Below are 25384 nucleotides of genomic sequence, written 5' to 3'. Positions count from 1 at the left end.
CACAGCCTTACATCAATGCATCATTCATGTTGCATCGTTGCACCAGGGTTGCCTGTATGGCAACCCCCTAACATGAGGGCTGTGCCTGCTCTGCCATCGAAACCATCGCCGCCCTCTTCTGCCGACGCCGACGCCGAGACCGCGTTGCTCGACATCGCCCTTGACCTGCTCATCGAGGTCGGATTCAGGTGGCTCTCCCCCGACGACATAGCCCGGCGAGCGGGGGTCAACCGGGCCACCGTCTATCGCCGGCTCGGATCCAAACAGGACATCGTCCGGGCGGTCGTGATGCGCGAGATACGCCGCGAGCGGGACAGGGCACTCGAACAGGTCGAACGACTCGCTGACCCCGCCGATCGCATTGCCTACGGCTTCGCCCTGACCGTGATGGCAGCGCGCAACAACCAGGTTCTGAGCAAGACCCTCGCCGTCGACACACCGAACACCCGGGAGTCAGTCACCGGCGAGACCGCCCTGGTGCTCGCAGCCGGGGTTGAGTTCACCAAGGATTGGCTCCTCAAAGCCGCGCCGAACCTGCCCGACGCCGAGCAACCTGCCGGCTTGATCGCCCGCTTCATGCACTCACTGGTCCTGACCCCCGACGCGCCGCCGTACCTCACAAGTGAGAGTGAGCTCCGTGAGTTCGCCGCTCGCTGGCTCTGCCCTATGATCCTGGGCGGTTGAAGATCGAAATCCGCTCCCACGCGTCCGGATGTCGCCCGATCTCGGCATCACAACCGACGAACCGGCGAGTTGGCATCGTCGCCCGAACCGGCCTGGCTCCGAGGGGGCCAGGCCGGTTTCATCGAGCCGTGCGGTCAGCTGAGTGACCTGTTCCCGCATCGTCTCTGCCTGCACGGACCCGGTAGTTTGGGCTGCGTCCCGCCAAGTCGACTCAGCACGCACTCCGGCTGCGGCGTGCACGCTCTGGGTAGCAAGTACCACCAGGCTCGGGTCGACCTTCCGACGCGCCATTTCTCGCGCCCGCCAGCGCAACAGGTCGTGAATGGGCTGATCGATGCCGTCGTCACGCCAGGTAGAGAAGTAGTACTTCACCGCGCCGGGCGGCGGAAAGTCGTGCGGAGCAGCTCCCACTGGCAACCGGTCCGGCCCTGGTGGAGCAATGCCTTGACGATCTCCCGCATCGCATACCGGCCCTGATGGCCGCTGCCCGCGGGTGCGCGGCCTTCCACGCGGTGATCACCGGCTCGACCAGCGCCCACTGCTCGCCGGTCTTCTAGGGCTTGCGCTCACTCACGGCAACCAGCCCAACATGCCCATGGCCGCCGACCGACCGGGATGCCGCACCGCCACACATTCCGGTGACGATAAATCTCCTATGCACTCTCATACCGCCCTCTCAAGAGGCGGGCGGTACCGCCCTCGGGGTCCAGGGAATGGACCTGTACCAGATCTCGCCCGCGGTCCGCCCCATCCGGATGAGCTGCTCGGCGCGGGGGGCCTTCTCCGGCAAGCCGATCTCCAGATGGGCCAGCTGCTCGGTCATGGCGCTGAGCGCTTCGGTGAGCGTGTCCACATCACAGTCGTAAGCGATGACACCTCGCTCCTGCAGGTGCCCGAGCCATCCGGAGGTGCGGGCCGTGAACTCACGGCGGATCAGCAGCCACTTCTCGATGAAGCCGCTGCCGTCCTGCGCCGCGGCGGCCTCATGCATGACGCGCATCAGCTGGCGATGGCGGGCATAGACGGTGAAATAGGAGGTGGTGCTCGCGATCAGAGCGGACAGGTCACCGCTGTCGGACCGACCGTTCCGCCGGGTGCCCTGCAGCAGGTCGCAGACGCAGGGGTGGATGGCGGCGGTCAGTACGTCCGCCTTGTTCGTGAAGTGCCGGTAGAAGTTGCCGTGGGAGACACCTGCCCGCTGCACGATGTCGCTGATGCGGGTCTTGGTGTAGCCGAACTCCTCAAAGCAGATCTTTGCCGCCACTATCAGCTCCTGCCGAGTCCGTTCCCCCCGCGCCGTACTGGCGCCGGTCCCGAAGAGCTCCGACACGGCGGGGGGAAGGGCCTCCGCGGCGTCATCAAGTTCATGATTGGAAGTCACTTCAGTCCTTCCGATCCACCGCTGCAGTGGCGGGTCATACCCAGGTCACATGGTTCGCGCATGGACCACCATACAAGTTGACGGTGCTAATCGAAGATCGATCTATCCTTTCGCCCTCGATGCACCTCATTTGTCCGCATCTTGACGTCGGCGAGGGAGCATGTGACCGCCAATCGCATATCGAGGCCCTGTTCGACCCCGACCCTCCGGCCGCGACCAGCGCCTCCGCATCGACGTGCGGGAATCGGGCCACGGATTGTGCACTGCAACCCGGGACAGAAACCGCTTCACAGCAATGTTTCTGCGACTTGGGATCACATACAGGTGAGAGCGCAAAGATGGCGCTTCCCGAGGTGACACCTCACCGGAGGTCGCGACATGGCCATCGATCGGTGCAAACAAGGCGCACCTGAGGCCTTGTCGGTCCTTCAGGTGGACGTTAACCTGCTCGCCATTGGCGCGTAAGCGACTCGTAGTCACATCAGCTTCTCAATGAAGAGCGAGCAGCCACATGCACCCAGCGGTTCACCCTGTCGGCGCCCTCGGACGCCCGCGATGAACGGCCAGCCGGCCGCGGGCAGACGCGCGCGCCTGCTCGATGGGAATGTCACTTCGACCGAGCTCGTAGCGCGGCCGGAAGTTGTTGGCCCCCCGAGCGCTGATCGCTTCGGCGGCGTCGTTGCCCGGGGTGTCCCGGGCCGGACAACGTGCGGCGACGGTCACGGCACCGCCCTGACCGGCCGTCGTCCGAGTGAAGGCCAAGCTGGGGGGCACGGTCCACGGCGGCGACCTGGCGCCATGCGGGATCGAGCGGGATTCGGGGCCTCCCTGGCCGGGTGCCGCTCGGTTGTTCCTCAGCCGCCGGGGCACAGTGCAAACCCGCCTCGACCGCGTTCTTTACGTCGCACCGTGCATGGCTCCGTGGAGTACATCGGCCGGACGGCACGATGACCCACCGCCGGGACAGTCCGTCTCGGTCACTTCAGCTACACCCCTCCGCGGTGCATCCGCTCGCCGTCGCCGCGACAGCCGACCAGCATCGACAATCCGGGCACGGCATCCAGCGGCGTTCCGCACCCTGCTGAAACGGGGGCACGGAACGCCGAGAACATGCGCATCCGCCCGGACCAGGATGCGGCGACCCGGAACGTCCCGCGCGCTCCCCAGCGTGACCGAGGGATGACTTGCGCTACCGCGTCCCAGCCGGGTGAGCGAAGCGGAGCAAGCCGACCGCCGGCTCACCGCATGTCGGCCAGGACCGACACAGGCCACCACGAGTACGTCCGACACCAGCACCGACACCGCTTACGCTGCCCCGCTTCTGCCGCCGGGGACGCGGTCCCCGCCCAGGACGACTTCGGTGAGCAGACATCCGAACGGAAAACGTCATCAGCCTCGACGGGTGCCACTCGCATGCCCCCTGACCGAAAGGCGCCAAGTGCCGAATACGCTCCCCGCCTCTGTCGATTACGCAGCAGCCGCCCTCCCCGTTGACCGTCCCAAGGCCCGAGAGACTGCCGGCCCAGAGCCGTCCGGGGTATCGACCGCGGCCCCAGGCGGGACCGCCGCTTCACGTGCCCTGAGCGGGGTCATCTCACATGCCTTCGTCCGACCCGCCCGCGCCGAAGCCCAAGGTTCCTTCCGCCGCTCCGGCAGACGAGTCACGGCCCCGCGCACCAGCTCGTGCGTCCCACCCTTCGGCCGGAATGCCACCGGGTGTCCCACCCGTCCGCCGAGGGCATCTACCACCACCGCCGTCAAAGTCACGCCCGTCGCCGACTGGCGCCGGCTCATGGCGGTCGTCGCAGGCCAGGCCGCGCGGTTCGGTGTCCCTCCGGGCGAGCACGGCCGGGACGTCGTCGCGGCCCTAAGGCGTCCCCGGCAGCAGCCACCGCCACCGGAACACACCGGATGGAGGCGGGACCGGGGGCCACCCGCTATGCCCCCACCCACCAGAGGCGGAGCGATCGATCACCTCGGCATCCGCTCACGCACCGGAGGCAGCAAAGCCGTCCCCTGCGGGCCCGAGCGACAGACGACGGACACCCTCAACACGCCATGGAGATCGCCTGGACAGCTCTTCGCCCACCTCTTCATCGGACACCGGAGTTTCCAAACCTGGCACATGCGAGCCGCACCACGCGTGACATCGGCACTCACCACCTCCGTGCCAGTCCCCTGACGCAGTTCCCAACCACCCCGCAACCACACCGCTCGGCACCGTCGGAGGCCACATCGGCCATCACCTCCCGTGGTGCAGCCCCATCAAGGAGAACTCATGGCACTTCGCCGCTCATCCATCGTCTACGGCGTGCTGGGGATCGTGTTGATCGCCCTGGCCGCATCGACCCGACCGATCATCGTCCCCCTGCTGACCCGGCTGCCCGGCAACACCGACGCGAGCGCCAGGTTTTCCGGCACCGCAACCGTGCTCAACAGCAAGGCTCTCAGCGCGGGTGACACCGCGCACGTACTCCTCTCCGGTGTGCCGGCCAGCATGGATCGCCGGGTGCACGTCGTGAAGACCAAGGGTGACACCGCCTTGGTCGCCGACGATCTCACCATTCACATCGGCAAGAACTCGGAGCCGAGCACCGCCAGATACGCGGTGGACCGTGGCAGCTTCGACGCCGTCGAGGCGCCGGTCGGATGGAAGAACGTCGAGCGGGCCAAGGGCCTGACCGTGGTCTTCCCCATCCACCCCAAGGCCGACGACAGCTACACCTACTACAACCCTCTGACCCAGTCCACGGCACGGGTGGTCTTCCAGGGCACGGGGCGGGTAAGCGGACACGACGTCAACAGATACAAGATCAGCGTCAACGGGGCGCTCAAGAGCAGCGCCGTGCTCGCCACCCTGCCCCCCGCACTGCCCAAGAAGCTTGCCAAGTCGTTCGCGTCCCGGCTTCCCGCCGCCTCCGCCGCGGCGATCGCCCCGAAAGCGGCGACCCTGCCGGATCCGATCCCGCTGTCCTACACGGTCGCCACGGTCATCGACATCTCCCTTGACCAGGACAGCGGCCTCGCCCTCGACTCGCACTACCAGGAACAGGTGACCGCCAATGTGACGGCCGGCCAGAAGAAGATCCCGCTCCTGCCCGTGCTGGCCCTGGACGTGAAGCCCACCGCGGCCACCAAGGCGGACATCGCCGACAAGGCGAGTTCCATCGACACCAAGCTCCTGGTGATCAGGACCGTCGCACCTCTGACGCTGATCGGCATGGGGCTGCTGCTGCTCACGATCGCTGTGCTGCGCCGCCGCCGGCCCACCACCGTGGAGACCGTGCCGAACAAGACCGCGGCGATGACGGCTGGCTGAGCCACCAGCCGGAAAGCGGGGGGGGTGGGGCGGCTGCGCGACGTACCGCCCCACCCGTGCTACGTCGCCGGTGGTCCGCTAACCGTCCGCGTGGTCGGTGTGAAGGTGAGCTTGGCCATGATGTTCCGGACACGGACGTCGGTTGTGCACGGGGAGGGCGTAAACGTCGGAGCGGTCTCCCGATGGGGCTCGCCCGGCGCCGTCGGCCATCTCGCGTTCCCCGCGGGCCAGTGGCGGTGTGCGGGGCGTCGGTTCGGGGGCAGGCGTCCGCGCACGTGCGGAATCGGCCTCGGTCAAGGCCCTCGCCGAACCCGGCATGCATACGTATTGTCCCGGGAGTGCTCCACGCGGATGGCCCCTACATACATGGCACCAACCCCGACGGCGACGACCGCGCGCGCCAGGGTTTTCGGGTTCGCGGTAGCGCCGCAACGAGGTTGCTTCATGGGGATCCCTCCGGCTTGGCTCTCCTCTAGCAGAACTCCGTCAGGCCTTCTATTTCCGATCGCCGGACGATTGGCCTCTGGTCGTACCGTTGGCTGACGCACAGTGCGCACTGGCAGAGCCGTTGTTGCCGGACACGGCGTCGAAGCGCGGCGGGCGGTGGCGGGATCACCGCCGTGTGATCGACGCGATCGCCTGGAAGTTCCAGACCGGCTCGCCACGGATGCACCTCCCCGCTGGATCAGGTCATGGAAGGGCGTCCGCACCCGCCTACGGAACTGGGCTCGGCATCTGGGAGCAGGCCTTCGCTGTCTCGCTCGCCCAGGCCGACCCCGAGGGAGACTGGGACTTGGTTGTGGCGGTGGACTCCACCACCGTCCGCGTGCGACAGAACACCATCGGAGCCCGCAAAGAATGAGGGCGGACGGCGAGCCCGCCCACTACTCGATCGGACACTCGCACTGCGGGCTCACCACGAAGATCCGTTCGGCCTCGGACGGCCGCTGGCGCCCCCCTCTGTTTCCGCCTCATCCCCGGCCAGGCCGGCGACGCGCCCGCCTTCGAGCACGTCATGGCCGCCCTGCGTATCCCGAGGATGGTCGGCCGACCACACACCCGACCCGTCGTGGTCCCGGCTGCCCAGGCCTACTCATCCTGGCAATCCACCAACTACTGCACAGATGTGGCATCCGGGCAGTGAGATGTGGCGGTACCAGTCGGCACCGACCACCGCGCCGAGCGAGTCCGCGAAGGCCTCGGTGATCGCGAGGTTTTCGGCACCGTTGACACCACCGCTGCCGGAGACCACGATCGCGGCCCGGTACGAATCCCGTGGGAAACCGAAGACTCTGCCACCCCTGCCGGAGCGCCGCCCGCTCATCTCGCACGGAAGCGCGGGCGGCATCGACTCGGCTTAAGTCAGCTGCCCACCGAGGAGCGGGCTGCAGCCTTGACCAGCTTGGAGGCGTCTGCGGGGCGGATGTACCCTCCGGTCACCGCGGCGGCGGTGCTCGCGGACCAGCTGGCGACGAACCGCGCGTGCGTGGGACACAGCTCCGAGAGCTTCTCCGCGCTGAAGGGCACCGTCGTACAAAAGAGCGTGCAGTAGAAGGAGCCCTCCTGGCCGAGGCCGGAGAGGGTCGCCACCGGAGCGTCCACGGACGGCGTGCGGATGCCACCCTCGACGTTGCCGTTGGCGTCGAGGACGAACGCCGGGGTCGCGCCGCTGGTGTCGATCCGCAGCCGCGGTGCCGGAGCCGACGCGACTCCCGTCGTCACCCACTTGTTCAGGGCGTGGACCGCGGCTTCCCGGACGTAGTGGGCCTGCCCCGCGTTGATCGGCGTGTTGCAGCTCACCTCTGGGGTGAGCGGGGTCCGGGGTCGACGGCGGGTTCAGCAGGATGTTGAACGCCGCGACATCCCCTTGACCGTCACCGGTGTCCGTGGGGCCGACCGGAGTGATGTAGGTGTCCGCGTGAGCGGTTCCCGCCACCTCCCACAGACGGAAGCGGGCGGAGTCGGGCTGTCGGGCGGCCAGATAGCCGAGCTTCACCAGGTCGGTCTCGGTCTCGAAGACAAGGATGGGCACCCTAAGGTCGGTGCTGATGTGGAAGCCGTCCGGAACCGGTACGGCAGCCTGCGGAGCCTGGGAAGGCGCGGACAGGACGGGCGCGACCCCGCCCCTGCTCTCTGCGAGGATGCCAGCGTAGACATTGGCGCGGGGCTGGACGGCGTCGGCGTTCATGGTGAGCCGATTCGCCCACTGGGACTCGCCGATGGCCAGCAGGGTGCGCGGTCGCAGTCCGTCCAGGAAGGTCGCCGCCGAGTCGCGCACCGCCTGCCCGGCCTGCGAGAAGATGTCGTACGAGTAACTGTCGCCGGGGTGACTCAGGGCAGCGTAGTGGGAAGGGTCGCTCGTCTTGGCCGCGTTGACGCCCGCGGCCTGGGTGGAGACGCCGACCCAGGCATAGCCCTCGCGGATCAGCTCGTTGTGGGTCTGGATCCAGGTCGTGGCCACGTCCACTCCTCCGGTGACGTTGAGCCACTCGACCATCACGGTCCCGTTGAACTTCGCGGGATCCTTCGGCCGGTCCACGACGACGCGGGTGGTGTAGGACGCCGCACTCGCCGGTTCGACCTTCCACCTGCCGTCGGTGGTGAGGGGCTTGACGGGTCGGTAGCTGTGGCGGTACCCGACAGGAAGTACTCGGACTCCTCGTAACCCACCTTGCCCAGGTCGAACGACGTGCCGTAGAGCTGGGGTTCACTGGAACCGCCGGTGACGGGCCCGGTGACGACCGTGGCGGCCACCGAGGACACGCTGGACGACCGAAGCGAGGTGTCGAAGTTGCTCGTGGTGGTGAGGGTTGCGGTCGTCGCGGCCAGAAGTACGACGAGCGCCGCCGCCACCCATGGCAGGCGTGCGCGTGTTAACCCGCGGTGTTGCGTGAACATGGGATGCCTTTCCGGATTCGGGAGAAGCGGCCATCGGTATGCGCGCGGGGCGAATGTCCTGTCCGCCGCCAGAAGGCGGCCGAGGTTCGTCCGCACGACGATGGCCCGGCTGTGCTCGACGAGCACGGCGACTGTGCCGAGAGAGGACTCCCGGACCCGATGGGGAAGTTCGGGTCCGGGAGCGTGCGCCGCCCTGGTGTCGTGGGGCGACGCGACGAGACCGCCTCCGTGCGAATCGGTCCCGGTCTTCTGGCGGTGCCTCACCGCCTCACGGCACGTCGGCGGTGCTCATGACGGGGGTTCGAGCGGCGCCGGTGCGAAAACCGGATGGGCAAGCGGCAGGCTCCACCGGCGCTCCTTCTCGAGGTGGCTCAGCGGATGGATTCCGGTGCCCCGCTCTTCGAGGTCTGCCGGCGCTCGGCGCCCTCTGTCCCGGCCTCGATCACTGTGCTGCCGGAGACAGCGGACCGGTGTGCCAGGGCCTCACCCTCGACGTCCATGCCAGGCAGCGCTTTGTGCAGCAAGCGCGGGATCCACCATGCCGCGCGGCCGAGCGGAGCGAGGACAACGGGGGACGAACACCATCCGGACGACGAAGGCGTCCAACAGGACGGCGACGGCGAGTCCGAGCCCGATCGTCTTGACGATGGAGTCGCCGGAGCCGATGAAACCGGAGAACACCGCCATCATGATGAGCGCGGCGGCGACCACCACCCGGGCGCTGTGGCGGAAGCCGGTGACGACCGCCTGGTCGGCCTGTTCCCCGTGGACTTACGCCTCGCGCATCCGGGCGACCAGGAAGACCTCGTATTCCGTGGCGAGACCGAAAGCGATGCCCACCAGGAAGGTCGGCATCGGTTCATGATCGGACCGGTCTTCTGCAACCCGATGAGGCACCACGGCCGTACGCGACGGTGATCACTGGCTGCTCAACGGTACCAAGACCTTCGGCATCTACTCGCCCCGGTGCAGCCTGCGGATCTCTGCCCAGTCCTCCACTTGGATCGCCCTCTCCTCCTGATCTCGGATCAAGATCAGGTTGGTCAGAAGACCACGAGATGGGTCTGTTTTGATCCGCCGTCAGAGGGGCACGGTTCAGGCTCATCCAAGATTTCCGTGAAGCCGATCACGCTTCCGTGCGCCGGTGACGGTCTGTCACCGGCGCACGATACTTGCCGAGTGTGAGGAGCTGCTGAAGGCGGTTTTGCCGCACCTGAACGGGGTGCTGGTGGAGCAAGTGAGCCCGGAGATCGGGGTGTTGCGCATCGTAGCCAGAACCTCGGAGTCGGTGGCGGTGTCGTGTCCGGACTGCGGGACACCGTCGGTGCGGCGCCATAGCGGATATCAGCGGCGCCTCGCGGACGGTGCGGTCGGCGGGCGGCAGGTGTGTATTGAGCTGATGATCCGGCGTCTGTTCTGCGATGCGCTGGGATGTCCGCGGGTGACGTTCGCCGAGCAGGTGGATGGGTTGACCGTGCGGTACGGACGGCGGACACCGCAGCTCAAAGCCTTGTTGAGCGCGGTCGCGGTGGCGCTGGCCGGGCGGGCTGGCGAGCGGCTCGCCGCGAAGCTGCCGGTGCCGGTCAGCGGGACGACCTTGTTGTCCCTGGCCATGGGCCTGCCCGACCCGCTTGCCGAAACGCCCCGGGTGCTCGGGGTGGACGAGTTCGCCCTGCGCAAGGGGCACCACAGCTACGGCACCGTGCTGGTGGACTGCGAGACCCGCGCCCCGGTCGATCTGCTGCCCGAGCGGGAGGCCGCCTCGTTCGCCGTCTGGCTCACCGCCCACCCCGGGGTGGAGATCATTTGCCGTGACCGTGGCGGCTGTTACGCCGACGGCGCCCGCACCGGAGCGCCGGAAGCTGTCCAGGTGGCTGACTTATGGCATGTCTGGCACAACCTCGCCGAGGCCGTGAAACGGCTGGTCAGCCGACACCACGCCTGCCTGCGCGACCCCGATCCCGCCCCAGGGACGGCACCCGACATCCTGCACCCGCCCGTCTCGCACGGCGGCCGGCTGGCCGCCCGGGCCGAACGGCACCATACCGCCGTGCACGACCTCCTCGGCCAGGGCATGAGCATCCATGCCATCGCCCGCCAGCTGGAGTTGGCCCGCAACACCGTGCGGCGCTATGCCCGGGCCGCCACCTGGGAGGAACTCGCCACCGGCCGCTGGCAGAACCTCCCCAGCATCCTGGACCCCTACAAGCCCTACCTCCACCAGCTATGGCGCGAAGGCCACACCGTTGCGGTCAGGCTCCACGCCGAACTGCGCGAGCGCGGCTTCACCGGCTCCTACTCCGCCGTACGCGACTACCTCCAGCGGTTCCGCCGCACGCCCGACGACTCACCCCCGCCCCGGCCGCCGGGCGTGCGCAAAGTGACCGGCTGGATCACCCGCCGTCCCGACCGCGTCAGCCAGGACGACCGTCAGAAACTCAAGGAAATCCTGGCCCGCTGCCCCGAGTTGGAGGCCGCCACCGGACACGTCCGATCCTTCGCCGCCATGATGGCCGCCCACAGCGCGGACCGGCTGCCCCAGTGGATCGCCGACGCGCGCGCGGACGAGAGCCACGGACTGCGCAACTTCGCCGACGGCCTCATGAAGGACCTCGACGCAGTCACCCTCGGCTTGAACACCCCGTGGAGCTCCGGCTGCGTCGAGGGCAGAGTCACGGACATCAAGTTCCTGAAGAGGCAGATGGCAGGTCGTGCCGGACATCCCTTGCTGCGCAAGCGAGCTCTCCTCGTCGCCGCCGACCGACGACAACACAGAGTGACGACGGCGGCAGCCTGATGATCGGCTTCACGGAAATCTTGGATGAGCCACGGTTCAGACGTCCGCCGAGAGCCCTACGGACTCTCGGTGTGAAGGCGCACCGTGGAGGTCGTCGCACAGCCGCTGCCGTTGACGTTCACGCAGAGTCCCCCTGATGTCCCGGCCGACGACACACGGTCCTCCGTCTTGCGTGTGGTCTGCGGACGGATTGCAACGAGGGGCGCAGACATCGCGGTTCCCCTCAGAGTGGTCGGTATGGCGGACCGCGCCGGACATCACTCTCGTCCGCGCGGCGCGAACTCGCCATCAGTCAGCCGGTGACTCTGCCTTTGTGCAAGCGGTCAAGTCGGCCCTGGACAAGAGCAGAGGCCTTCTGCAGGTCGCTCTTGCTCGCGCCGCGGGAGCCCAACAGGCTCACGCCTTCCGTGACCAGGCGGCCGGTGTCGACCGCAGCCTGGGTCGCGCCCACGCCGACCAGCTCCAACCGGAGGCCCCGCCATTCGGCATCGTCGATCAGGGCGTCATCGGCGGCGTCTGCGGTGTCGTCGCCATGTTCGCCGAGGTACCTCCTATGGCTGTTCCACCGCCACCCTCAGTGGCGCTCTGAACGAGAGCAGGCCGAGCATGGGAGGGTCCGCCTCCCCGACAGCCGACCTGATGTCAGGGAGGCGGCGCGCTGCCGCCCGCAGGGCCACCACCGCCTCCGTGCGCGACAGGGACGCGCCAGGGCAACGGTGCCGACCGGCACCGAACGCCAGATGGTGGCGGGCGTTCGCCCGGTTCGGGCACATGCGTTCTGGCTGCGGAAAGACGGCCGGATCGGATCCACCACCCATGAGCATCAACAGCAAGGGCGCGCCGGCCGGCAGTCCCACCCCGCCAAGTCGAGTGGCCTGAGCGGTCACCCGGCGCCACGTGGTCACGGGTGGCTCCCGCCGCAGAACCTCCTCCACCCAGGCCTCGGCCAGACCGGGCTCCTCGGCCGCCTGCGGCCACATGCCCGGCTCGGCCAGCGCCCGGCGCAGCACGGTGGCGATGAGTTGCCCGGTGGTGGACTGGCCGGCGATGAGGACGAAGAAGCACGCGGCGACCGCAGTCTCGACGTCGAGTGGCCTGTCGTCGGGCAGGCGGTGGCGTGCGAGCGCCCCTATGAGCGAGTCGGAAGGGGCAGTGCCGCCGCGCACGGCCCCGGTGAGCCATTGGTGGAATTCGGCGACCGATGCAGCCAGCTCCAGCTGCCGTTGCAGCGGGGGCTTGCCCCAGAACAGCTCCAGTGAGGCATCGCTCCAGCGAATCAGAGTGGCCGGTTCGACACCCTGGACGCCCAGGATTTCCATCAGTACCCGGCATGGCAGGATCTGCGCGAACGCGGTGAACAGATCGCAGCCGCCGGTAAGGCCGAGGTGAGACCGCACTCCGTCAAGCAGTTCCTCGGCAATACGCTCAATCACTGGGACGGCGACTTGCACACGCTGCGCGTTGAGGAACCGCGTGACCACCCGACGCAATCCGGGATGGCTCGGGGTGCCATTGTTCGCGAGTGCGACCGGAAGAGTGAATCCGGCGCGAGCGAGCACACGTAGCACGGGGACCGGCAGGGGGGTGACAGCATTTTGGGCGTTGTCCGGGAGGAACCGATCCATTTCGAGCAGGACCCGGCGTATGTCCTGGTAGCGGCTGACCAGCCACAGACCAGTGGCGGGGTCGTGATGCACGGGAGATTCGGAGCGCAGGAGGTCCAGCCAGGGGTAAGGGTCGCGCGTGAAAGCGTCACCGAACAGGTCGAGCAGCCCCGACAACTCATGGCTGCGGCAAGACCCGGGACCGGTCGCCGGGCCATACCCGGCTGCTCCGGTACCGGGCACGAGGGCATCGAAAACCGGGGAAGTCACGGCCGGAAGCTAGCACGCACTCGACACCCTCCCAGGCCATGTGTGCGCGGCATCACTCGGTTACTGTTCCATCACGCTCCGCCGATCGGGTCAACGACCCGGCCGGGGCGTCAGCCCTCGACGAGACGCCTCAGCTCCGGGAGCAGCGCCTCGATCTCCTGTCCCGTCCTGAACGCGACGACGGTGGTCCCGAGCCCCGCCTCCGGCGCGGAACCAGGCGCCGGAAAGAGCGCGAGCACCTCGCGCATCGCCTCGTCGACCTCGGTCACAGGGTCAGAGGTCTCCCCTCGCAGCCAACGGCGCAAAACGTGGTTGTGGGCCGCGACGACGGACGCGGCCATGAGTTCGGCTCTCAGCGACGCCGATTCCGTGGGGTCTCCCATCCAGTCCGCGATGAACTCGCGAAACAGCCGCTGGTACCGGCCAACGCTGGCGATCTCTCGGTCGCGCAGGGCAGCCACCTTGCTGGTCAGCACGTACCGGCGGCGTGCGAGATCGCCTTCGTCGATGTAGTGCAGCAGTACCAGGCGGACGGCGTCGGACACGGCGACCAGGGCGGTGCTGTGGCTGGAGGTCGCGAGGCGGTCCTCGATCAGTTCCAGCAACCGATCATGGTCGGGGAAGATGACGGCTTCCTTGGACCGGTAGTGCCGGAAAAACGTCGTACGTCCCACTCCGGCCCGCTCGGCGATGTCGTCGACGGTGGTCTGCTCGTATCCGCGCTCGTCGAAAAGGGCGAACGCGGCGTCCGCGAGTCGCGTTCGCGCAGGTGGCTTGTTCATGACCGCACATCCTTCCCTGAGCCCACGCCCAGTGGCCACTTGCCACAGGCGATGGCACTGAGTACCATTTTGGAGAAATCGAGTACCGAACGAGAGGCGAGGGAGTGGATTCCGGCGCACAGGGCGAGTCCGGTCTGCGCCATCGCGAGGTGGTCGCCGCTGGCGTCGGCGGCTTGAGTGTTGCCCTCGACCTGCCGACGCGGACGGGTTACGACTCCGGCGAGGTCATGGCCCGGAACGAGGTCAGCAAGGCTGGTGCGGCGATCAACCCGATCCCGGACACGCAAACGCTGTTCCAGAACCCGCCGCCGACCAAGGTATCCACCTCGATGATGGTCAAGGCACCCGCGTCGACGCCGATCCTGCTGTACCAGCCGATTGCGGCAGAACAGGGCATCGCGGGCAGCCGGCTGAGCGACATGATCTTAAACGACGCGCTCGAGGAGGCAGTCGCTCGCGGCACCTGCTTCTTCGCGCTCAGGCGGGTCCTACGTCACGGAGTCAATGGCCGACGCACCTCGAAGCCGTGGTCGTGGCAGGCCGTCGAGGAACGGGGCGGCGCGATCACGGAACCCTACGAACCCCTGAGGGCCGCCTCCCGGAGCGACACCTTCCGCACCCAGCGCGACGTCTGCGGTGCGCAGGTCACCACCGCCATCTTCTGACGTATGAGACCGGCTCTCTCTTTGAGCCGTCGCACACCACTTCCGGAGCGTTGCCATGACACCTCCTCACGACCTGCCCCGTCGGCCAGCGATGCCGGCCCACGCTTTCCGCCCCAAAACGCTGAGATGCGACGACGTCACGACGCGTCCTGGCGTGAGACCGACAAGCCTCGACCACTCGTCCGTCCACGGATCGGCTGCGGTACCACTGCTCTCCGCATGCCTGGTCCTCGGCCGCACCGGCCAGAAGGGGCCCACCCGGTGAGGACTCAGTCCCCAACTCCGTCCGACACCGACATTCACACGACCGCGGGGAAACTCGCGGATCTCCAGCGTCGTGTCCACGAGGCGACACACGCCGGTTCGGAGCGCGCCGTCGAAAAGCAGCACGCCAAGGGCAAACTGACGGCCCGTGAGCGGATCGAGCTGCTCCTCGACGAGGACTCCTTCGTGGAGTTGGACGAGTTCGCCCAGCACCGCTCCAGCAACTTCGGCCTGGAGAAGAACCGCCCCTACGGCGACGGCGTCGTCACCGGGTACGGCACCGTCGACGGCCGCCCCGTCGCCGTCTTCTCCCAGGACTTCACCGTCTTCGGCGGCGCCCTCGGCGAGGTCTACGGCCAGAAGATCGTCAAGGTGATGGACTTCGCGCTGAAGACCGGCTGCCCGGTCATCGGCGTCAACGACTCCGGCGGCGCCCGGATCCAGGAGGGCGTCGCCTCCCTCGGCGCCTACGGCGAGATCTTCCGCCGCAACACCCACGCGAGCGGCGTGATCCCGCAGATCTCGCTCGTCGTCGGCCCGTGCGCCGGCGGCGCGGTCTACTCCCCCGCCATCACCGACTTCACGGTCATGGTCGACCAGACGTCCCACATGTTCATCACCGGACCGGACGTCATCAAGACCGTCACCGGCGAGGACGTCGGCTTCGAGGAACTCGGCGGCGCCCGCACCCACAACTCGGTCTCCGGCGTGGCCCACCACATGGCGGGCGACGAGAAGGACGCCGTCGAGTACATCAAGCAGCTGCTGTCCTACCTGCCGTCCAACAACCTCTCCGAGCCCCCGGTCTTCCCCGAGGAGGCCGACCTCGCCCTCACCGACGAGGACCTGGAGCTGGACACCCTGGTCCCGGACAGCGCGAACCAGCCGTACGACATCCACACGGTGCTCGAACACGTCCTGGACGACGCCGAGTTCTTCGAGACGCAGTCCCTGTTCGCCCCGAACATCGTCACCGGCTTCGGCCGCGTCGAGGGCCACCCGGTGGGCATCGTCGCCAACCAGCCGATGCAGTTCGCCGGCTGCCTGGACATCAAGGCCAGCGAGAAGGCGGCCCGCTTCGTCCGCACCTGCGACGCCTTCAACGTCCCCGTCCTCACCTTCGTGGACGTCCCGGGCTTCCTCCCCGGCGTCGACCAGGAGCACGACGGCATCATCCGCCGCGGCGCCAAGCTCATCTACGCCTACGCCGAGGCCACCGTCCCCCTGATCACCGTCATCACCCGCAAGGCCTTCGGCGGCGCCTACGACGTCATGGGCTCCAAGCACCTGGGCGCCGACCTCAACCTCGCCTGGCCCACCGCCCAGATCGCCGTCATGGGCGCCCAGGGCGCCGTCAACATCCTGCACCGCCGCACGATCGCCGAGGCGGAGGCGAACGGCGAGGACGCCGAGGCCGTCCGCGCCCGCCTGATCCAGGAGTACGAGGACACCCTCCTCAACCCCTACACGGCGGCCGAGCGCGGCTACGTCGACGCCGTCATCATGCCCTCCGACACCCGCCGCCACATCGTGAAGGGCCTGCGCCAGCTCCGCACCAAGCGCGAGTCCCTCCCGCCCAAGAAGCACGGCAACATCCCCCTGTAAGGAGCCGCTGTGACGATCAAGGTCATACGGGGCAACCCCACCCCGGAGGAACTGGCCGCCGCACTGGCGGTGGTAAGGGCACGAGCAGCCGCCATGGCCGCCACCCCCTCCACCACCCCGCCGACAAGCGACGCCTGGTCCGACCCGAGCCGCATCGCCCAGCACCGGGTACCGCGCCCAGGCGCCAGCGCATGGACCCGCACCTACTGGCCGGCCTAAGCCTTCACTCAGGGGCGCGGGGAACCGCGCACTCAAGAAGAACCCCGGACGCCGATGTGAGTGCGACCACTCAGATGCCCCCAGACCGGCAAAGCCGCACCCCGCCTGACTCTCCTGGAGTGAACATGGACACCCAGCAAGGCACGGAGCGATCCGCCACCGTCCCAGCTCCGTACACCCGCGCGCTGATCTCAAAGCCCGGACCAGACGAGCCGCCACCCGGCAGGCAGGCAATCGTCGCCGTCCTCATGAAAACGTCGAGCCCGGAACCGGCGGGTCGCAACGGCGGCCATCTCAAGACAGTGAACGCGATGATCGAGCGGCTTGGGCAGGAAACTGCGGGTGACAGGGGCGTGCTCGTCGGCGGCATCATCCCGGCCGCCTGGGGTTTGGACTTCGACTCAATACTGGAGTGGGCGTGCTGACCAAGGTGCTCATCGCCAACCGTGGCGAAATCGCTGTCCGCGTGGCCCGGGCCTGCCGGGACGCTGGAATCGCGAGCGTGGCCGTCTATGCGGATCCGGACCGTGACGCTCTGCATGTCCGCGCCGCGGATGAGGCGTTCGCCCTGGGCGGTGACACCCCGGCGACCAGTTATCTGGACATCGACAAGGTCTTGAACGCGGCGCGTGAGGCGGGGGCGGACGCCGTTCACCCGGGCTACGGCTTCCTCTCGGAGAACGCCGACTTCGCCCAGGCGGTCCTGGACGCCGGTCTGACCTGGATCGGTCCGCCGCCGCAGGCCATCCGTGACCTGGGTGACAAGGTGGCGGCCCGTCATATCGCCCAGCGTGCCGGTGCCCCGCTGGTAGCCGGTACCCCCGACCCGGTCTCCGGCGCGGACGAGGTCGTCGCGTTCGCCACCGAGCACGGCCTGCCGATCGCCATCAAGGCGGCCTTCGGCGGCGGCGGACGCGGCCTGAAGGTCGCCCGCACCCTCGAAGAGGTCCCCGAGCTGTACGAGTCCGCCGTGCGTGAGGCGGTGGCCGCGTTCGGGCGTGGCGAGTGCTTCGTCGAGCGCTACCTGGACCGCCCCCGGCACGTGGAGACCCAGTGCCTGGCCGACAAGCACGGCAACGTGGTCGTCGTCTCCACCCGCGACTGCTCGCTGCAGCGCCGCCACCAGAAACTCGTCGAGGAGGCCCCCGCACCGTTCCTGACACAGGAACAGACCGCTCAGCTGTACCAGGCGTCCAAGGCGATCCTGCGCGAAGCCGGTTATGTCGGCGCCGGGACGTGTGAGTTCCTGGTCGGCCAGGACGGGACGATCTCCTTCCTGGAGGTCAACACGCGTCTGCAGGTGGAGCACCCGGTGACCGAGGAGGTCGCGGGCATCGACCTGGTCCGGGAGATGTTCCGGATCGCCGACGGCGAACCACTCGGCTACGACGACCCCGCCCTGCGCGGACACTCCTTCGAGTTCCGTATCAACGGCGAGGACCCCGGCCGCAACTTCCTGCCCGCGCCCGGCACGGTCACCCGCTTCGACGCGCCCTCGGGCCCCGGCGTCCGCCTGGACGCGGGCGTCGAAGCCGACAGCGTCATCGGCCCCGCCTGGGACTCCCTCCTCGCCAAGCTGATCGTCACCGGCCGCACCCGCGCCGAAGCCCTCCAGCGGGCCGCCCGCGCACTCGACGAATTCCAGGTCGAGGGCATGGCCACCGCCATCCCCTTCCACCGCGCGGTGGTCAGGGACCCCGCCTTCACGGGCGAGCCCTTCACCGTCCACACCCGGTGGATCGAGACCGAGTTCGTCAACGAGATCAAGCCCTTCACGGTGCCCGTCGACACCGAGACGGACGACGAGACGGGCCGCGACACCGTGGTCGTCGAGGTCGGCGGCAAGCGGCTGGAGATCTCGCTGCCCTCCACCCTGGGCATGACCCTGGCCCGCACCGGTCTGGCCGCCGGCGCCAAGCCGAAGCGCCGGGTCGCCAAGAAGTCCGGCCCGGTCGCCTCCGGCGACACCCTCGCCTCGCCCATGCAGGGCACGATCGTCAAGGTCGCCGTCGAGGAGGGCCAGCAGGTCAAGGAGGGCGACCTGATCGTCGTACTCGAAGCGATGAAGATGGAACAGCCGCTCAACGCGCACAAGGCCGGCACCGTCAAGGGCCTCGCCGCCGAGGTCGGCGCCTCCCTCACCTCGGGCGCCGTGATCTGCGAGATCAAGGACTGAGTAGTCAGACACGCACAACACGAGCCGAGGTGTGCTTCGACCGGCCAGCTCGGTCCAAAGTGTGCCCGCTCATTCTCCGTTCCACGCGACGGCAACCGGCACAACTTGATCTGTCCAGCGGCGCTCTGTGACGGAAGGTGTACAATTAGCGACCTCGTGCGCGGTTGGCTCTGGCACGTCGAGGTGTGTGGCCTTGTCGGTGTTCACGCTCGCAAGGTGTGTCCGAGGGTGCCGGTCTGCTGGTGTGAGAGCAGACCGGCGACGGCTTGGACGATGTCACCCATGTGTTCGCGTCGGCCGCGGTGGCGGGCGATAGCCCGCCAGCTCTTCAGGTGGGCGATGCCGTGCTCGACGCGGACGCGCCGGGAGGAGTGCGCCTTGCACTGTAGTTCGTGCCGTTCCTCGTACCAGGCGGGAGCGTTCTTCTCGAACTTGCGATGCGATGGCGTCACCACGCGGCCGCCTGTCTCCGTGCCCATGCCCTGATAGCCGGCATCCGCGAGGATCTCCACGAACGGGCCGTCGGCCAGGAGCTGGGCCAGTCCCAGCTGTCGCGCCTGGGTGATGTCGGCGCAACTGCCCGGCCGGACCGGGCTGCAGAACAGCACGCGCCCCTCGGCGTCCGTAAGGACCACGGACTTCACAGCGTTCTGGTTGGTCTTGCCAGAGACGAACTTGTCCCGGTCCTTACGGCCTGCGGCCGGGCGGCGCACACGGATCTCCGTGCCGTCGATGATCCCGGTCCGACCGTCGACGCCCAGGTACTCGATGACCTCGGCGAGAGTACGCAGCCGGACGTCCGGCGCGACGGTGCATCCCCGCTGCGCGAGCAGGGGCCGCACCTCGCCGATGATGCGCGTGACGGTGAAGCGGTCCACGCCGAACCAGCAGGCCAGCACGTCATGAGTGGTGCCATGACGCAGACTCACCAGGGTGGCCAGCAGCCAGTCGACGAAGACGAACCTGTGCTTCGCCCCGTCGCCGCGGCCGAGCCGTCAGACGTGCCTGATGCTGCTCGTGCCACAACGGCCCCACCTCAGCAACGAGTTCAGCGATCACCTTCGGCGACAGCCCGGTGACCCGGTACTCCGACACGATCAACTCACGCGCCCCAGCCCCCACCATGCCCAGTCCAACGAGCTACCCGGGCGCCGAGCCACGGCCAACCTTGCACCAGGTCGTAGGGCGCGTTTCAGAAGTGGATCAAGATTCGAGGCCGGTTGGGTGGGGTATCTCGTCCGTCCAGCCTCGGGTCAGTGTCAGTCGGCCTGACCGGTGTGCCTCGCGCTGTTCGGTGACCCATTGCTCGACATGGTTCACGAATATCGTGAGCGACTGGCCGGTGGTGTCGATCAGGTGGGTCCGCCATCGCGGGTCCTCGGCGGTCCACGTGGTCCATCGGTGTCAGGCCATCTCCGGCCAGCTCCTGTCGATAATGGCCTCAGGACGAAAGCGTGGGTCGCGGGCGTGCCTGCGGTGCCAGGCGGCCCAACCACAGAATGCGTCGGTGGCGGTGTGATCCCATCGGCCGCCGTCGCGGGCGGCGAGTCGGTCGCGCCAGTCGTGGTCGGCCACGTCGATCAGGCAGGCTGCGATTCCGTTCAGCGAGGGGGCGGCCAGGACTTCGCCCAGTGGCGAGTTCCCGGAGAGCAGTAGGTCCGTTCCGCGGGCCTGACACTCCAGCGCGCGGTGTACCCACACCCCGGTCATGCGATTGCGCCAGCGGGGAGGGATCGGAGGGTCCGGGACACCGACTTCGTCGAACCCGTGCACCACGACCCCGTCCGGTCGGTCGGTGACGGCGAAGGCGAGTGTGGTCTTGCCAGCGCCACTGGATCCGGTGAGCTTGAGCAGCATCTGCCTAAGGTGACAGCCCTGCCGTCTGCGATGACCTGGTCGGGCCTGCTGCGGGGCCGGACCGGGCCGCTGCGGGGAAGCCGGACCGGAAGAAGTGGCCGATGTGCGCGGACACGGTTGTGGTGCTGGCCGGTGTCAGCAGGATCGCGAGTGGGCGGTCTTTCCCGTCGTATACGGGGTGGACGTTGGCGGTCGGTCCAGGTCGCAACCGGCCGAGGGCGTGATCGTCCGGTTCCTTCGACCGTTGCCCCCCCCTTTTTTCTCGGCCGATGGCGGCGTGCTGGTGGGCGCGGACGATGGTGGAGTCGATCTGGACGAGGCGGTCGATTTGGCCGGCCGCGTCCGCGTGGGCCTGGATGGTCTGCAGGGCTGGGGTGAACACGCACGAGCCCTTGAGACCATCCCGCTGATGACCTGCCGGTCTCCGTACGAGGCCGAGCCCGTGACAGCCCGAGGTATCAACGCAGCGAGCAACAACCACTCCTGATCGGTGAGCACATGACGACGTGCCGCTCCACCATGATCCACTAGCCGCCGATCCTTGAAGCCGAACACTAGTGGGGCCTGGTCAGGTTCACTCGTCGACGGCGTGTCTCCTCCCCTGCGATCTGGAGGACTTCGCGGCGGAGGTGTTCGAGTCGTTCGCTCGGGCGGATCAGCGCAGCTGGGGCAAGGTGTATCCGCGGGGGCTGCTGGTGTACGGGCGGCGCAAGTCGGTGGAACCGATGGCCGCCCGGCCGGGCGAGGACGGCAACCGGCAGACCCTGGCCCACTTCAGCCCGAGTACCTGCATGCGGACAAGGCTTCATGACCGATCGGACCCACGGGAACGGTTACGAGGCGAGCGGACCGAAGTCCGAATACCGCAGACTCGGCTCACGTCACGAGTGCTATCCCTTCAAGGACCCGGAAACCCGATTTGAAACTCGGCAGCTCCGCATTGTCACTCGATTGGCAGGCATTCCGTGATTCGCTCATCAGTGAGCCTTGACCTACGATGGCTGGGGTGTCGAATGTCTCACGTCGGCGCGCATCTCATCAGAGATCCTTACATTGACTCACCGATACCCCGCTAGCCGCAATATGCAATCTTCCTAACGGAGTGAGCAACCACATGCCCAGCGAGTCCAGCAGGATCAGATGGGGAATTTTCACTAGCGTAATGATCGCAAGTTTTGCGGCCAGCACGGGGCTCTTCATCGCCGTGGCCCAGGGTGCCCTTGCGGCCTCATTCACTATCTCCAATCAGGAAATGAAGATTTCCACCGAGCGGGCAGAAGGGGCCGGTTTGATTGAATACACTGCCACAGACAGGCGGTACGACGGAAAAAGGATCCCGGTCCTCGTCTCGGGTCTCAGGTTTTCAAAGTCCAAAGGAATCTGTCAATCCACGGTCTTTCGAAATATCCCACTACTCGGCACATATACAGTAAAAGTGACCACGAAGGAGTCCACGGCGCGCGATTCATACTCTGACGTTATTCGGACTGTCGCCGGAGCAACCACGGCTACGGGCCACCGTAGCGGTGTCGCCACAGGGGCCGACACAAAGGGGCCGGGAATCAAGGCGGGAGATAAAGTGGATCCTGCCAGCGCCGCACGGGATTCCGATTCCATCGTGGTGACCGACTCAAAACAGATCGTACTGGCAACGACTACTGGTAGCAGCGAGTCAAGTGGGGTCAGTGTGAGAATTCACAAGGGCCTCAATGAATGTTTCTAGCTGTCTACTTAAGGTGAATACACAGAGAGGCGGCAGATGAACGGAAAACGTCCTAGAGGTTCTCCATATCGACTTGCTGATGCCCGGGAACGGTTCAACGGCTGGCGGATGGGTCGACCATTTCTGGCCGGGATCCTCACCGTACTGGGCGCGATTTCAATTCTCTATCCATCCTACGCGGGCCTTACGATCGGCCAACTTACCATTCATATAGCGACAACTGCTGGTTGCGGTTCGCTGATCATCGGTGGACTTCTCGTCATGCTTGGCCTGGTGATGTGGCTACAGCCAGTCATGCACGTATTCGCAGGTTCCGGGGCCATCTTGCTGGCCCTTGCATCGATTCCGGTCTCCAACCTAGGTGGCTTCTTCCTTGGCCTCCTCCTGAGCCTGCTCGGAGCCGCCCTGTCCATCGCCTGGACGCCCTCTCAGCCGTCATCTGCTCACCCGTCAAGTTCAATGGGCAGTTGAATCCCGCCGCGTGTCGCAGAGATTGCAGGTCGCGCCCCGGAGGGATGGCTCCTTCGGCTGATCTTGCGATGTGGCACACGAGGAGCACTACGGCTTGGGCGGGTTGATATGAGCTCTGGCATGTGGCGATGACTGGTGGGGCAGGCGCCGGTCCAGGCCACGAGGAGTAACTGCAGTTCGCGGGTGACCCGGTAGACCTGAACATCGGCACGGCCAGGCCGGCACCCGTCCCTTCGTCCGCAACCTGAGCCGTCGACGGACTTGCTGAACATCCCCGGCGAAGGGCGGCGTCCTGGACGTCGCCCTTCGCCGGGGAACGCGCGCGGCCCCGATCGGCCTCTCGGTTCGGATGGCTGTGAGACCCCTATCAGGTACCTCAACGTGGCTGACTCAAGGGACAACTGACCGCTCCGCGTAACAGCCGGCAGCCAGATCCGGAAGGCCGGCGGTGCCGTCCCGGCGGACCAGACCGGGCGGCGGACGGCCCGCCTGGGACCGTGCGGTGGCACGAGACCGGAGCCCTTTCCCTCTCGGGCTACCTCAGCCATCCCAACGAGTCGCCCGTTCAAGCACTCAGCCATCGACGTTCGCGAGACCCGCCAAGTTGTGCTATCCCTATGGCCTGTCAAAACGTGCATGTTCCGGGATCCGAGGCAGACTCGACGCCGCGGCCCCGCCGTCAAGCGCTGATCGCGACTCGGGCTGGGAGACAGGTCCGTCGGCCGACCATGTCAACGCACGGCTTCCGGACATCGGCCGCTGCCCGCGGGGAGGCAGTCTGCCGCCCTGTCGTGCGAGGACGACGCCGGCGTGAGGAAAGCTGCTGTGGTCCGGCCGACGATGGACTGCGCCGGCCAAGGACGGTGTTGACGATCGTAGCCCGCCAGCAGTCACCTCTGGCGGGCTTCGATCTGTGCTGTCACCCGGGTACTCAGGGCGTTGCGGTGCGCGTCGGCCCGGAGTCGTGCGCTGTCGCTCCGAGCCCGTGCGACCTTCAATTCAGCGCTTCGCGGCGCCGTCCTTGACCGACACCACACCGCCCAGGACGGGGCTGTAGAGCGTTCCGTCCTTGCCGAGGCCGACGACCATGCCGATGTCGTTGTAGGTGCCGCCCGCGCCGACGCGCTTCTTCCACACCGTCTTGCCGGTTCGGAAGTCGATGGCCTCCGTGTACCAGACGTAGGTGCCCTCAGCGGCCAGCTTGGGATCCACGGCTGAACCGTAGACCAGGCCGGTGGACGTGGACATGGCGGGGACACCCCTCATTTGCACGGGGTTGTTCCACTTGGTCACGCACCGTCCGTCCGGAGTGACGTCGACTCGCTGCATGCCGCCCGTCATGACGGACTCGTCGTTCCACGAACCGTTGATGCCGGTGCTGGGGTCGATCACAGGCTGGTTGTAGGTGTTCTGCGCCACGAGGCTCGCCACGCCGTTCGCGACGTAACCGATCATGCCGTTGTCATTGCTGCTGTTGACGTTCTTGGCGCCCAGAGGCACGCTGCACACCAGCTGCGACCCGCCGCCGCGGGCGGCCTTCTGCCGGTAGACGAGGATGTTGGACTGCTGGTCGGCGTTGTCGGTGATCGCGACGTACTGGCTCCCCAGCAGGGTGGGGGTACTGCCGGAGCCCCGGCTCAGCCCGCCGGGCTTGGTCGCGCTGCCGGAGTCGTAGGCCTGCTGCCACAGGATCCGCGGGGACTTCCCGCCGCCGGGACCGAACGCGTACATGTGCCCCTCGGCGTTCGCGTGGTCGGCGGCGCCCGCCGGACCCGTCACGATGTACGCGGTGGTGTTCTTCACGGCGAAGCCGTTCTCCACCACCTGGTCCTTGAGATGGACAACGCGAGCCCCGCCGTCCTCGTCGATGTGGCCGACCGTGGTGGTGGTCGCGGTCTGCGCGCTGGCCCCGGTGACCGCACCGGTGACGAACCAGATACCCCCGTCCGCGTCGAAAGCCGCGGAGTGCAGGGTCTCCGACGGGTCCAGGACCCCCATGGAAGCCAGGTCGATGTCCCGCTTCAGGGTGATGACGGTCTTCTGCGCGGTGTCCGTGCGCTGCAGCACGTAGACATGCCCCTGCTTGCTGGTGGCCAGGATCGCCCCGTCGGCCCTCTGGTACATGTACCCGTTGAGCTTCTGGCCCTCGGGAGCCGTCCAGCTGGCCAGCACCGCCATCGTCGTCGGGTCCACCGCGGAGATCGCCTGGACCGAGACGTCCGACGCGTTCAGCTGGATCGCGGTCATCCGCCCGTCCGGCAGCGGGAAGGGCAGGATGGGGCCCCCGGTGCCGGCCATGCTCGTGACCTGCAGGTCCGTGCCGAGCGGTGCGGGCCCGTCGTACACCTTGGTGTTGCCGCTGTCCCCGTGCACGCCCGAGACCTGCGGGCGCATCACCGGCTTCGGCGGAAGCGGCCGCGCGGCAGCCGGGCTGCCGACGAAGTCCGCCCCCGCGGACGGGTCCTGCGTGTTCGCGATCGGGGGCGGCGGAGTGGCGGAGACCGGTGCCGCGAAAGCGCCACCCGCTGCCGCCACCGTCACCACCGCGGTGGAGAGAACGAGGAACGGGAGCCTGTGCGTCCCGACCGACCGGCGGTTCTCCGCCACATTGAACATGGACATAACCAACCCCTTCACAAGAACGGAATCCGATCTTCCGGATCGATGAA

The 25384-nt window shown here is 67.5% G+C and carries 18 protein-coding genes and 4 pseudogenes; 12 read left to right on the top strand and 10 right to left on the bottom strand.

Features of this window, described 5'->3' with window-relative positions; translation table 11 throughout:
• Nucleotides 1-81: 81 nt before the first annotated feature.
• Entirely contained in the window at nucleotides 82-684 is a 603-nt protein-coding gene (locus tag IEZ11_RS25035) for a TetR/AcrR family transcriptional regulator (protein ID WP_189265097.1), read from the top strand.
• 676 nt (nucleotides 685-1360) lie between these two features.
• Here IEZ11_RS25035 and IEZ11_RS25030 read toward each other — a convergent pair.
• Entirely contained in the window at nucleotides 1361-1948 is a 588-nt protein-coding gene (locus IEZ11_RS25030; RefSeq protein WP_189265096.1) for a TetR/AcrR family transcriptional regulator, read from the bottom strand.
• Between the two features lie 2395 nt (nucleotides 1949-4343).
• Here IEZ11_RS25030 and IEZ11_RS25025 point away from each other — a divergent pair.
• Nucleotides 4344-5384, top strand: coding sequence for a porin PorA family protein (locus IEZ11_RS25025; protein ID WP_189265095.1), 1041 nt, complete (start codon nucleotides 4344-4346; stop codon nucleotides 5382-5384).
• A 535-nt stretch (nucleotides 5385-5919) separates the two neighbouring features.
• Nucleotides 5920-6246, top strand: a complete 327-nt coding sequence (locus IEZ11_RS25020; protein WP_189265094.1) for a transposase — start codon at nucleotides 5920-5922, stop codon at nucleotides 6244-6246.
• Between the two features lie 270 nt (nucleotides 6247-6516).
• Here the strand turns inward: IEZ11_RS25020 and IEZ11_RS25015 are convergent.
• The 4 genes and pseudogenes from IEZ11_RS25015 to IEZ11_RS52505 all read right to left on the bottom strand — a co-directional run.
• Nucleotides 6517-6645 (bottom strand): annotated as a pseudogene (locus IEZ11_RS25015) (electron transfer flavoprotein subunit alpha/FixB family protein); the annotation flags it as partial.
• Between the two features lie 101 nt (nucleotides 6646-6746).
• Nucleotides 6747-7187: pseudogene (locus IEZ11_RS52030) on the bottom strand (alpha/beta hydrolase domain-containing protein); the annotation flags it as partial.
• A 121-nt stretch (nucleotides 7188-7308) separates the two neighbouring features.
• Nucleotides 7309-8282 (bottom strand): annotated as a pseudogene (locus IEZ11_RS52510) (alpha/beta hydrolase domain-containing protein); the annotation flags it as partial.
• Between the two features lie 483 nt (nucleotides 8283-8765).
• On the bottom strand, nucleotides 8766-8993 hold the full coding sequence (locus tag IEZ11_RS52505; RefSeq protein WP_373294969.1) for a hypothetical protein: 228 nt from the start codon (nucleotides 8991-8993) through the stop codon (nucleotides 8766-8768).
• A 478-nt stretch (nucleotides 8994-9471) separates the two neighbouring features.
• Between IEZ11_RS52505 and IEZ11_RS25000 the strand changes: the two genes are divergently transcribed.
• Nucleotides 9472-11079 (top strand): ISL3 family transposase, encoded by a 1608-nt coding sequence (locus IEZ11_RS25000; RefSeq protein WP_189265159.1) that lies wholly within the window; start codon nucleotides 9472-9474, stop codon nucleotides 11077-11079.
• A gap of 551 nt (nucleotides 11080-11630) precedes the next feature.
• Here the strand turns inward: IEZ11_RS25000 and IEZ11_RS24995 are convergent.
• Together IEZ11_RS24995 and IEZ11_RS24990 are read right to left on the bottom strand one after the other, a co-directional pair.
• Complete coding sequence (locus IEZ11_RS24995) at nucleotides 11631-12953, bottom strand: cytochrome P450 (protein ID WP_229713337.1); 1323 nt, start codon at nucleotides 12951-12953, stop codon at nucleotides 11631-11633.
• Nucleotides 12954-13063: 110 nt separating this feature from the next.
• A complete protein-coding gene (locus tag IEZ11_RS24990; protein WP_189265092.1) occupies nucleotides 13064-13735 on the bottom strand; it encodes a TetR/AcrR family transcriptional regulator in 672 nt (223 codons plus the stop codon).
• A gap of 104 nt (nucleotides 13736-13839) precedes the next feature.
• Here IEZ11_RS24990 and IEZ11_RS24985 point away from each other — a divergent pair, with 104 nt between their 5' ends.
• The 5 genes from IEZ11_RS24985 to IEZ11_RS24965 all read left to right on the top strand — a co-directional run bounded on the left by IEZ11_RS24985 (nucleotide 13840) and on the right by IEZ11_RS24965 (nucleotide 18664).
• A complete protein-coding gene (locus IEZ11_RS24985; RefSeq protein WP_189265091.1) occupies nucleotides 13840-14400 on the top strand; it encodes a methylmalonyl-CoA mutase family protein in 561 nt (186 codons plus the stop codon).
• Between the two features lie 219 nt (nucleotides 14401-14619).
• Nucleotides 14620-16269, top strand: a complete 1650-nt coding sequence (locus tag IEZ11_RS24980) for an acyl-CoA carboxylase subunit beta (RefSeq protein ID WP_373294964.1) — start codon at nucleotides 14620-14622, stop codon at nucleotides 16267-16269.
• Between the two features lie 9 nt (nucleotides 16270-16278).
• The gene (locus IEZ11_RS24975; RefSeq protein ID WP_189265089.1) at nucleotides 16279-16488 is read left to right on the top strand and encodes an acyl-CoA carboxylase epsilon subunit; all 210 of its coding nucleotides are present in this window, start codon (nucleotides 16279-16281) and stop codon (nucleotides 16486-16488) included.
• 125 nt (nucleotides 16489-16613) lie between these two features.
• Nucleotides 16614-16913, top strand: a complete 300-nt coding sequence (locus IEZ11_RS24970) for a hypothetical protein (protein ID WP_189265088.1) — start codon at nucleotides 16614-16616, stop codon at nucleotides 16911-16913.
• Nucleotides 16910-18664 (top strand): acetyl/propionyl/methylcrotonyl-CoA carboxylase subunit alpha, encoded by a 1755-nt coding sequence (locus tag IEZ11_RS24965; RefSeq protein ID WP_189265157.1) that lies wholly within the window; start codon nucleotides 16910-16912, stop codon nucleotides 18662-18664. Before IEZ11_RS24970 ends, IEZ11_RS24965 begins: the two co-directional genes overlap by 4 nt.
• Before the next feature lie 203 nt (nucleotides 18665-18867).
• On the opposite strand, the gene IEZ11_RS24960 is transcribed toward IEZ11_RS24965, so the two are convergent.
• Together IEZ11_RS24960 and IEZ11_RS24955 are read right to left on the bottom strand one after the other, a co-directional pair.
• On the bottom strand, nucleotides 18868-19593 hold the full coding sequence (locus IEZ11_RS24960) for a transposase family protein (protein ID WP_229713336.1): 726 nt from the start codon (nucleotides 19591-19593) through the stop codon (nucleotides 18868-18870).
• Between the two features lie 475 nt (nucleotides 19594-20068).
• Nucleotides 20069-20521 carry a hypothetical protein gene (locus IEZ11_RS24955; RefSeq protein WP_229713335.1) on the bottom strand — a complete coding sequence of 151 codons (453 nt, stop codon included), beginning with the start codon at nucleotides 20519-20521 and terminating at the stop codon, nucleotides 20069-20071.
• Between the two features lie 557 nt (nucleotides 20522-21078).
• Here IEZ11_RS24955 and IEZ11_RS24950 point away from each other — a divergent pair.
• The 3 genes and pseudogenes from IEZ11_RS24950 to IEZ11_RS24940 form a co-directional block, all read left to right on the top strand.
• Nucleotides 21079-21297, top strand: a pseudogene (locus tag IEZ11_RS24950) (transposase); the annotation flags it as partial.
• Between the two features lie 338 nt (nucleotides 21298-21635).
• Nucleotides 21636-22244: a DUF6230 family protein gene (locus tag IEZ11_RS24945; RefSeq protein ID WP_189265087.1), complete on the top strand. Its 609-nt coding sequence runs from the start codon at nucleotides 21636-21638 to the stop codon at nucleotides 22242-22244.
• A 36-nt stretch (nucleotides 22245-22280) separates the two neighbouring features.
• On the top strand, nucleotides 22281-22715 hold the full coding sequence (locus IEZ11_RS24940) for a DUF6114 domain-containing protein (RefSeq protein WP_189265086.1): 435 nt from the start codon (nucleotides 22281-22283) through the stop codon (nucleotides 22713-22715).
• A gap of 999 nt (nucleotides 22716-23714) precedes the next feature.
• Here IEZ11_RS24940 and IEZ11_RS24935 read toward each other — a convergent pair.
• Nucleotides 23715-25337 (bottom strand): hypothetical protein, encoded by a 1623-nt coding sequence (locus IEZ11_RS24935; protein WP_189265085.1) that lies wholly within the window; start codon nucleotides 25335-25337, stop codon nucleotides 23715-23717.
• Between the last annotated feature and the right edge of the window lie 47 nt (nucleotides 25338-25384).

The organism is Streptomyces fuscichromogenes (assembly GCF_014645815.1).
Lineage (GTDB): Bacteria > Actinomycetota > Actinomycetes > Streptomycetales > Streptomycetaceae > Streptomyces > Streptomyces fuscichromogenes.
Note: the sequence above shows the minus strand (reverse complement) of the source record. Positions and strands in the feature narration are given on the sequence as shown.

Bases quoted from the DNA above. Each gene is read 5' to 3' on its own strand.
- IEZ11_RS25025 (WP_189265095.1), top strand. From the start codon at position 4,344: ATGGCACTTCGCCGCTCATCCATCGTCTACGGCGTGCTGGGGATCGTG.
- IEZ11_RS24990 (WP_189265092.1), bottom strand. From the start codon at position 13,735: ATGAACAAGCCACCTGCGCGAACGCGACTCGCGGACGCCGCGTTCGCC.
- IEZ11_RS24980 (WP_373294964.1), top strand. From the start codon at position 14,620: ATGCCTGGTCCTCGGCCGCACCGGCCAGAAGGGGCCCACCCGGTGAGG.
- IEZ11_RS24970 (WP_189265088.1), top strand. From the start codon at position 16,614: ATGGACACCCAGCAAGGCACGGAGCGATCCGCCACCGTCCCAGCTCCG.
- IEZ11_RS24955 (WP_229713335.1), bottom strand. From the start codon at position 20,521: ATGCTGCTCAAGCTCACCGGATCCAGTGGCGCTGGCAAGACCACACTC.
- IEZ11_RS24945 (WP_189265087.1), top strand. From the start codon at position 21,636: ATGCCCAGCGAGTCCAGCAGGATCAGATGGGGAATTTTCACTAGCGTA.
- IEZ11_RS24940 (WP_189265086.1), top strand. From the start codon at position 22,281: ATGAACGGAAAACGTCCTAGAGGTTCTCCATATCGACTTGCTGATGCC.
- IEZ11_RS24935 (WP_189265085.1), bottom strand. From the start codon at position 25,337: ATGTCCATGTTCAATGTGGCGGAGAACCGCCGGTCGGTCGGGACGCAC.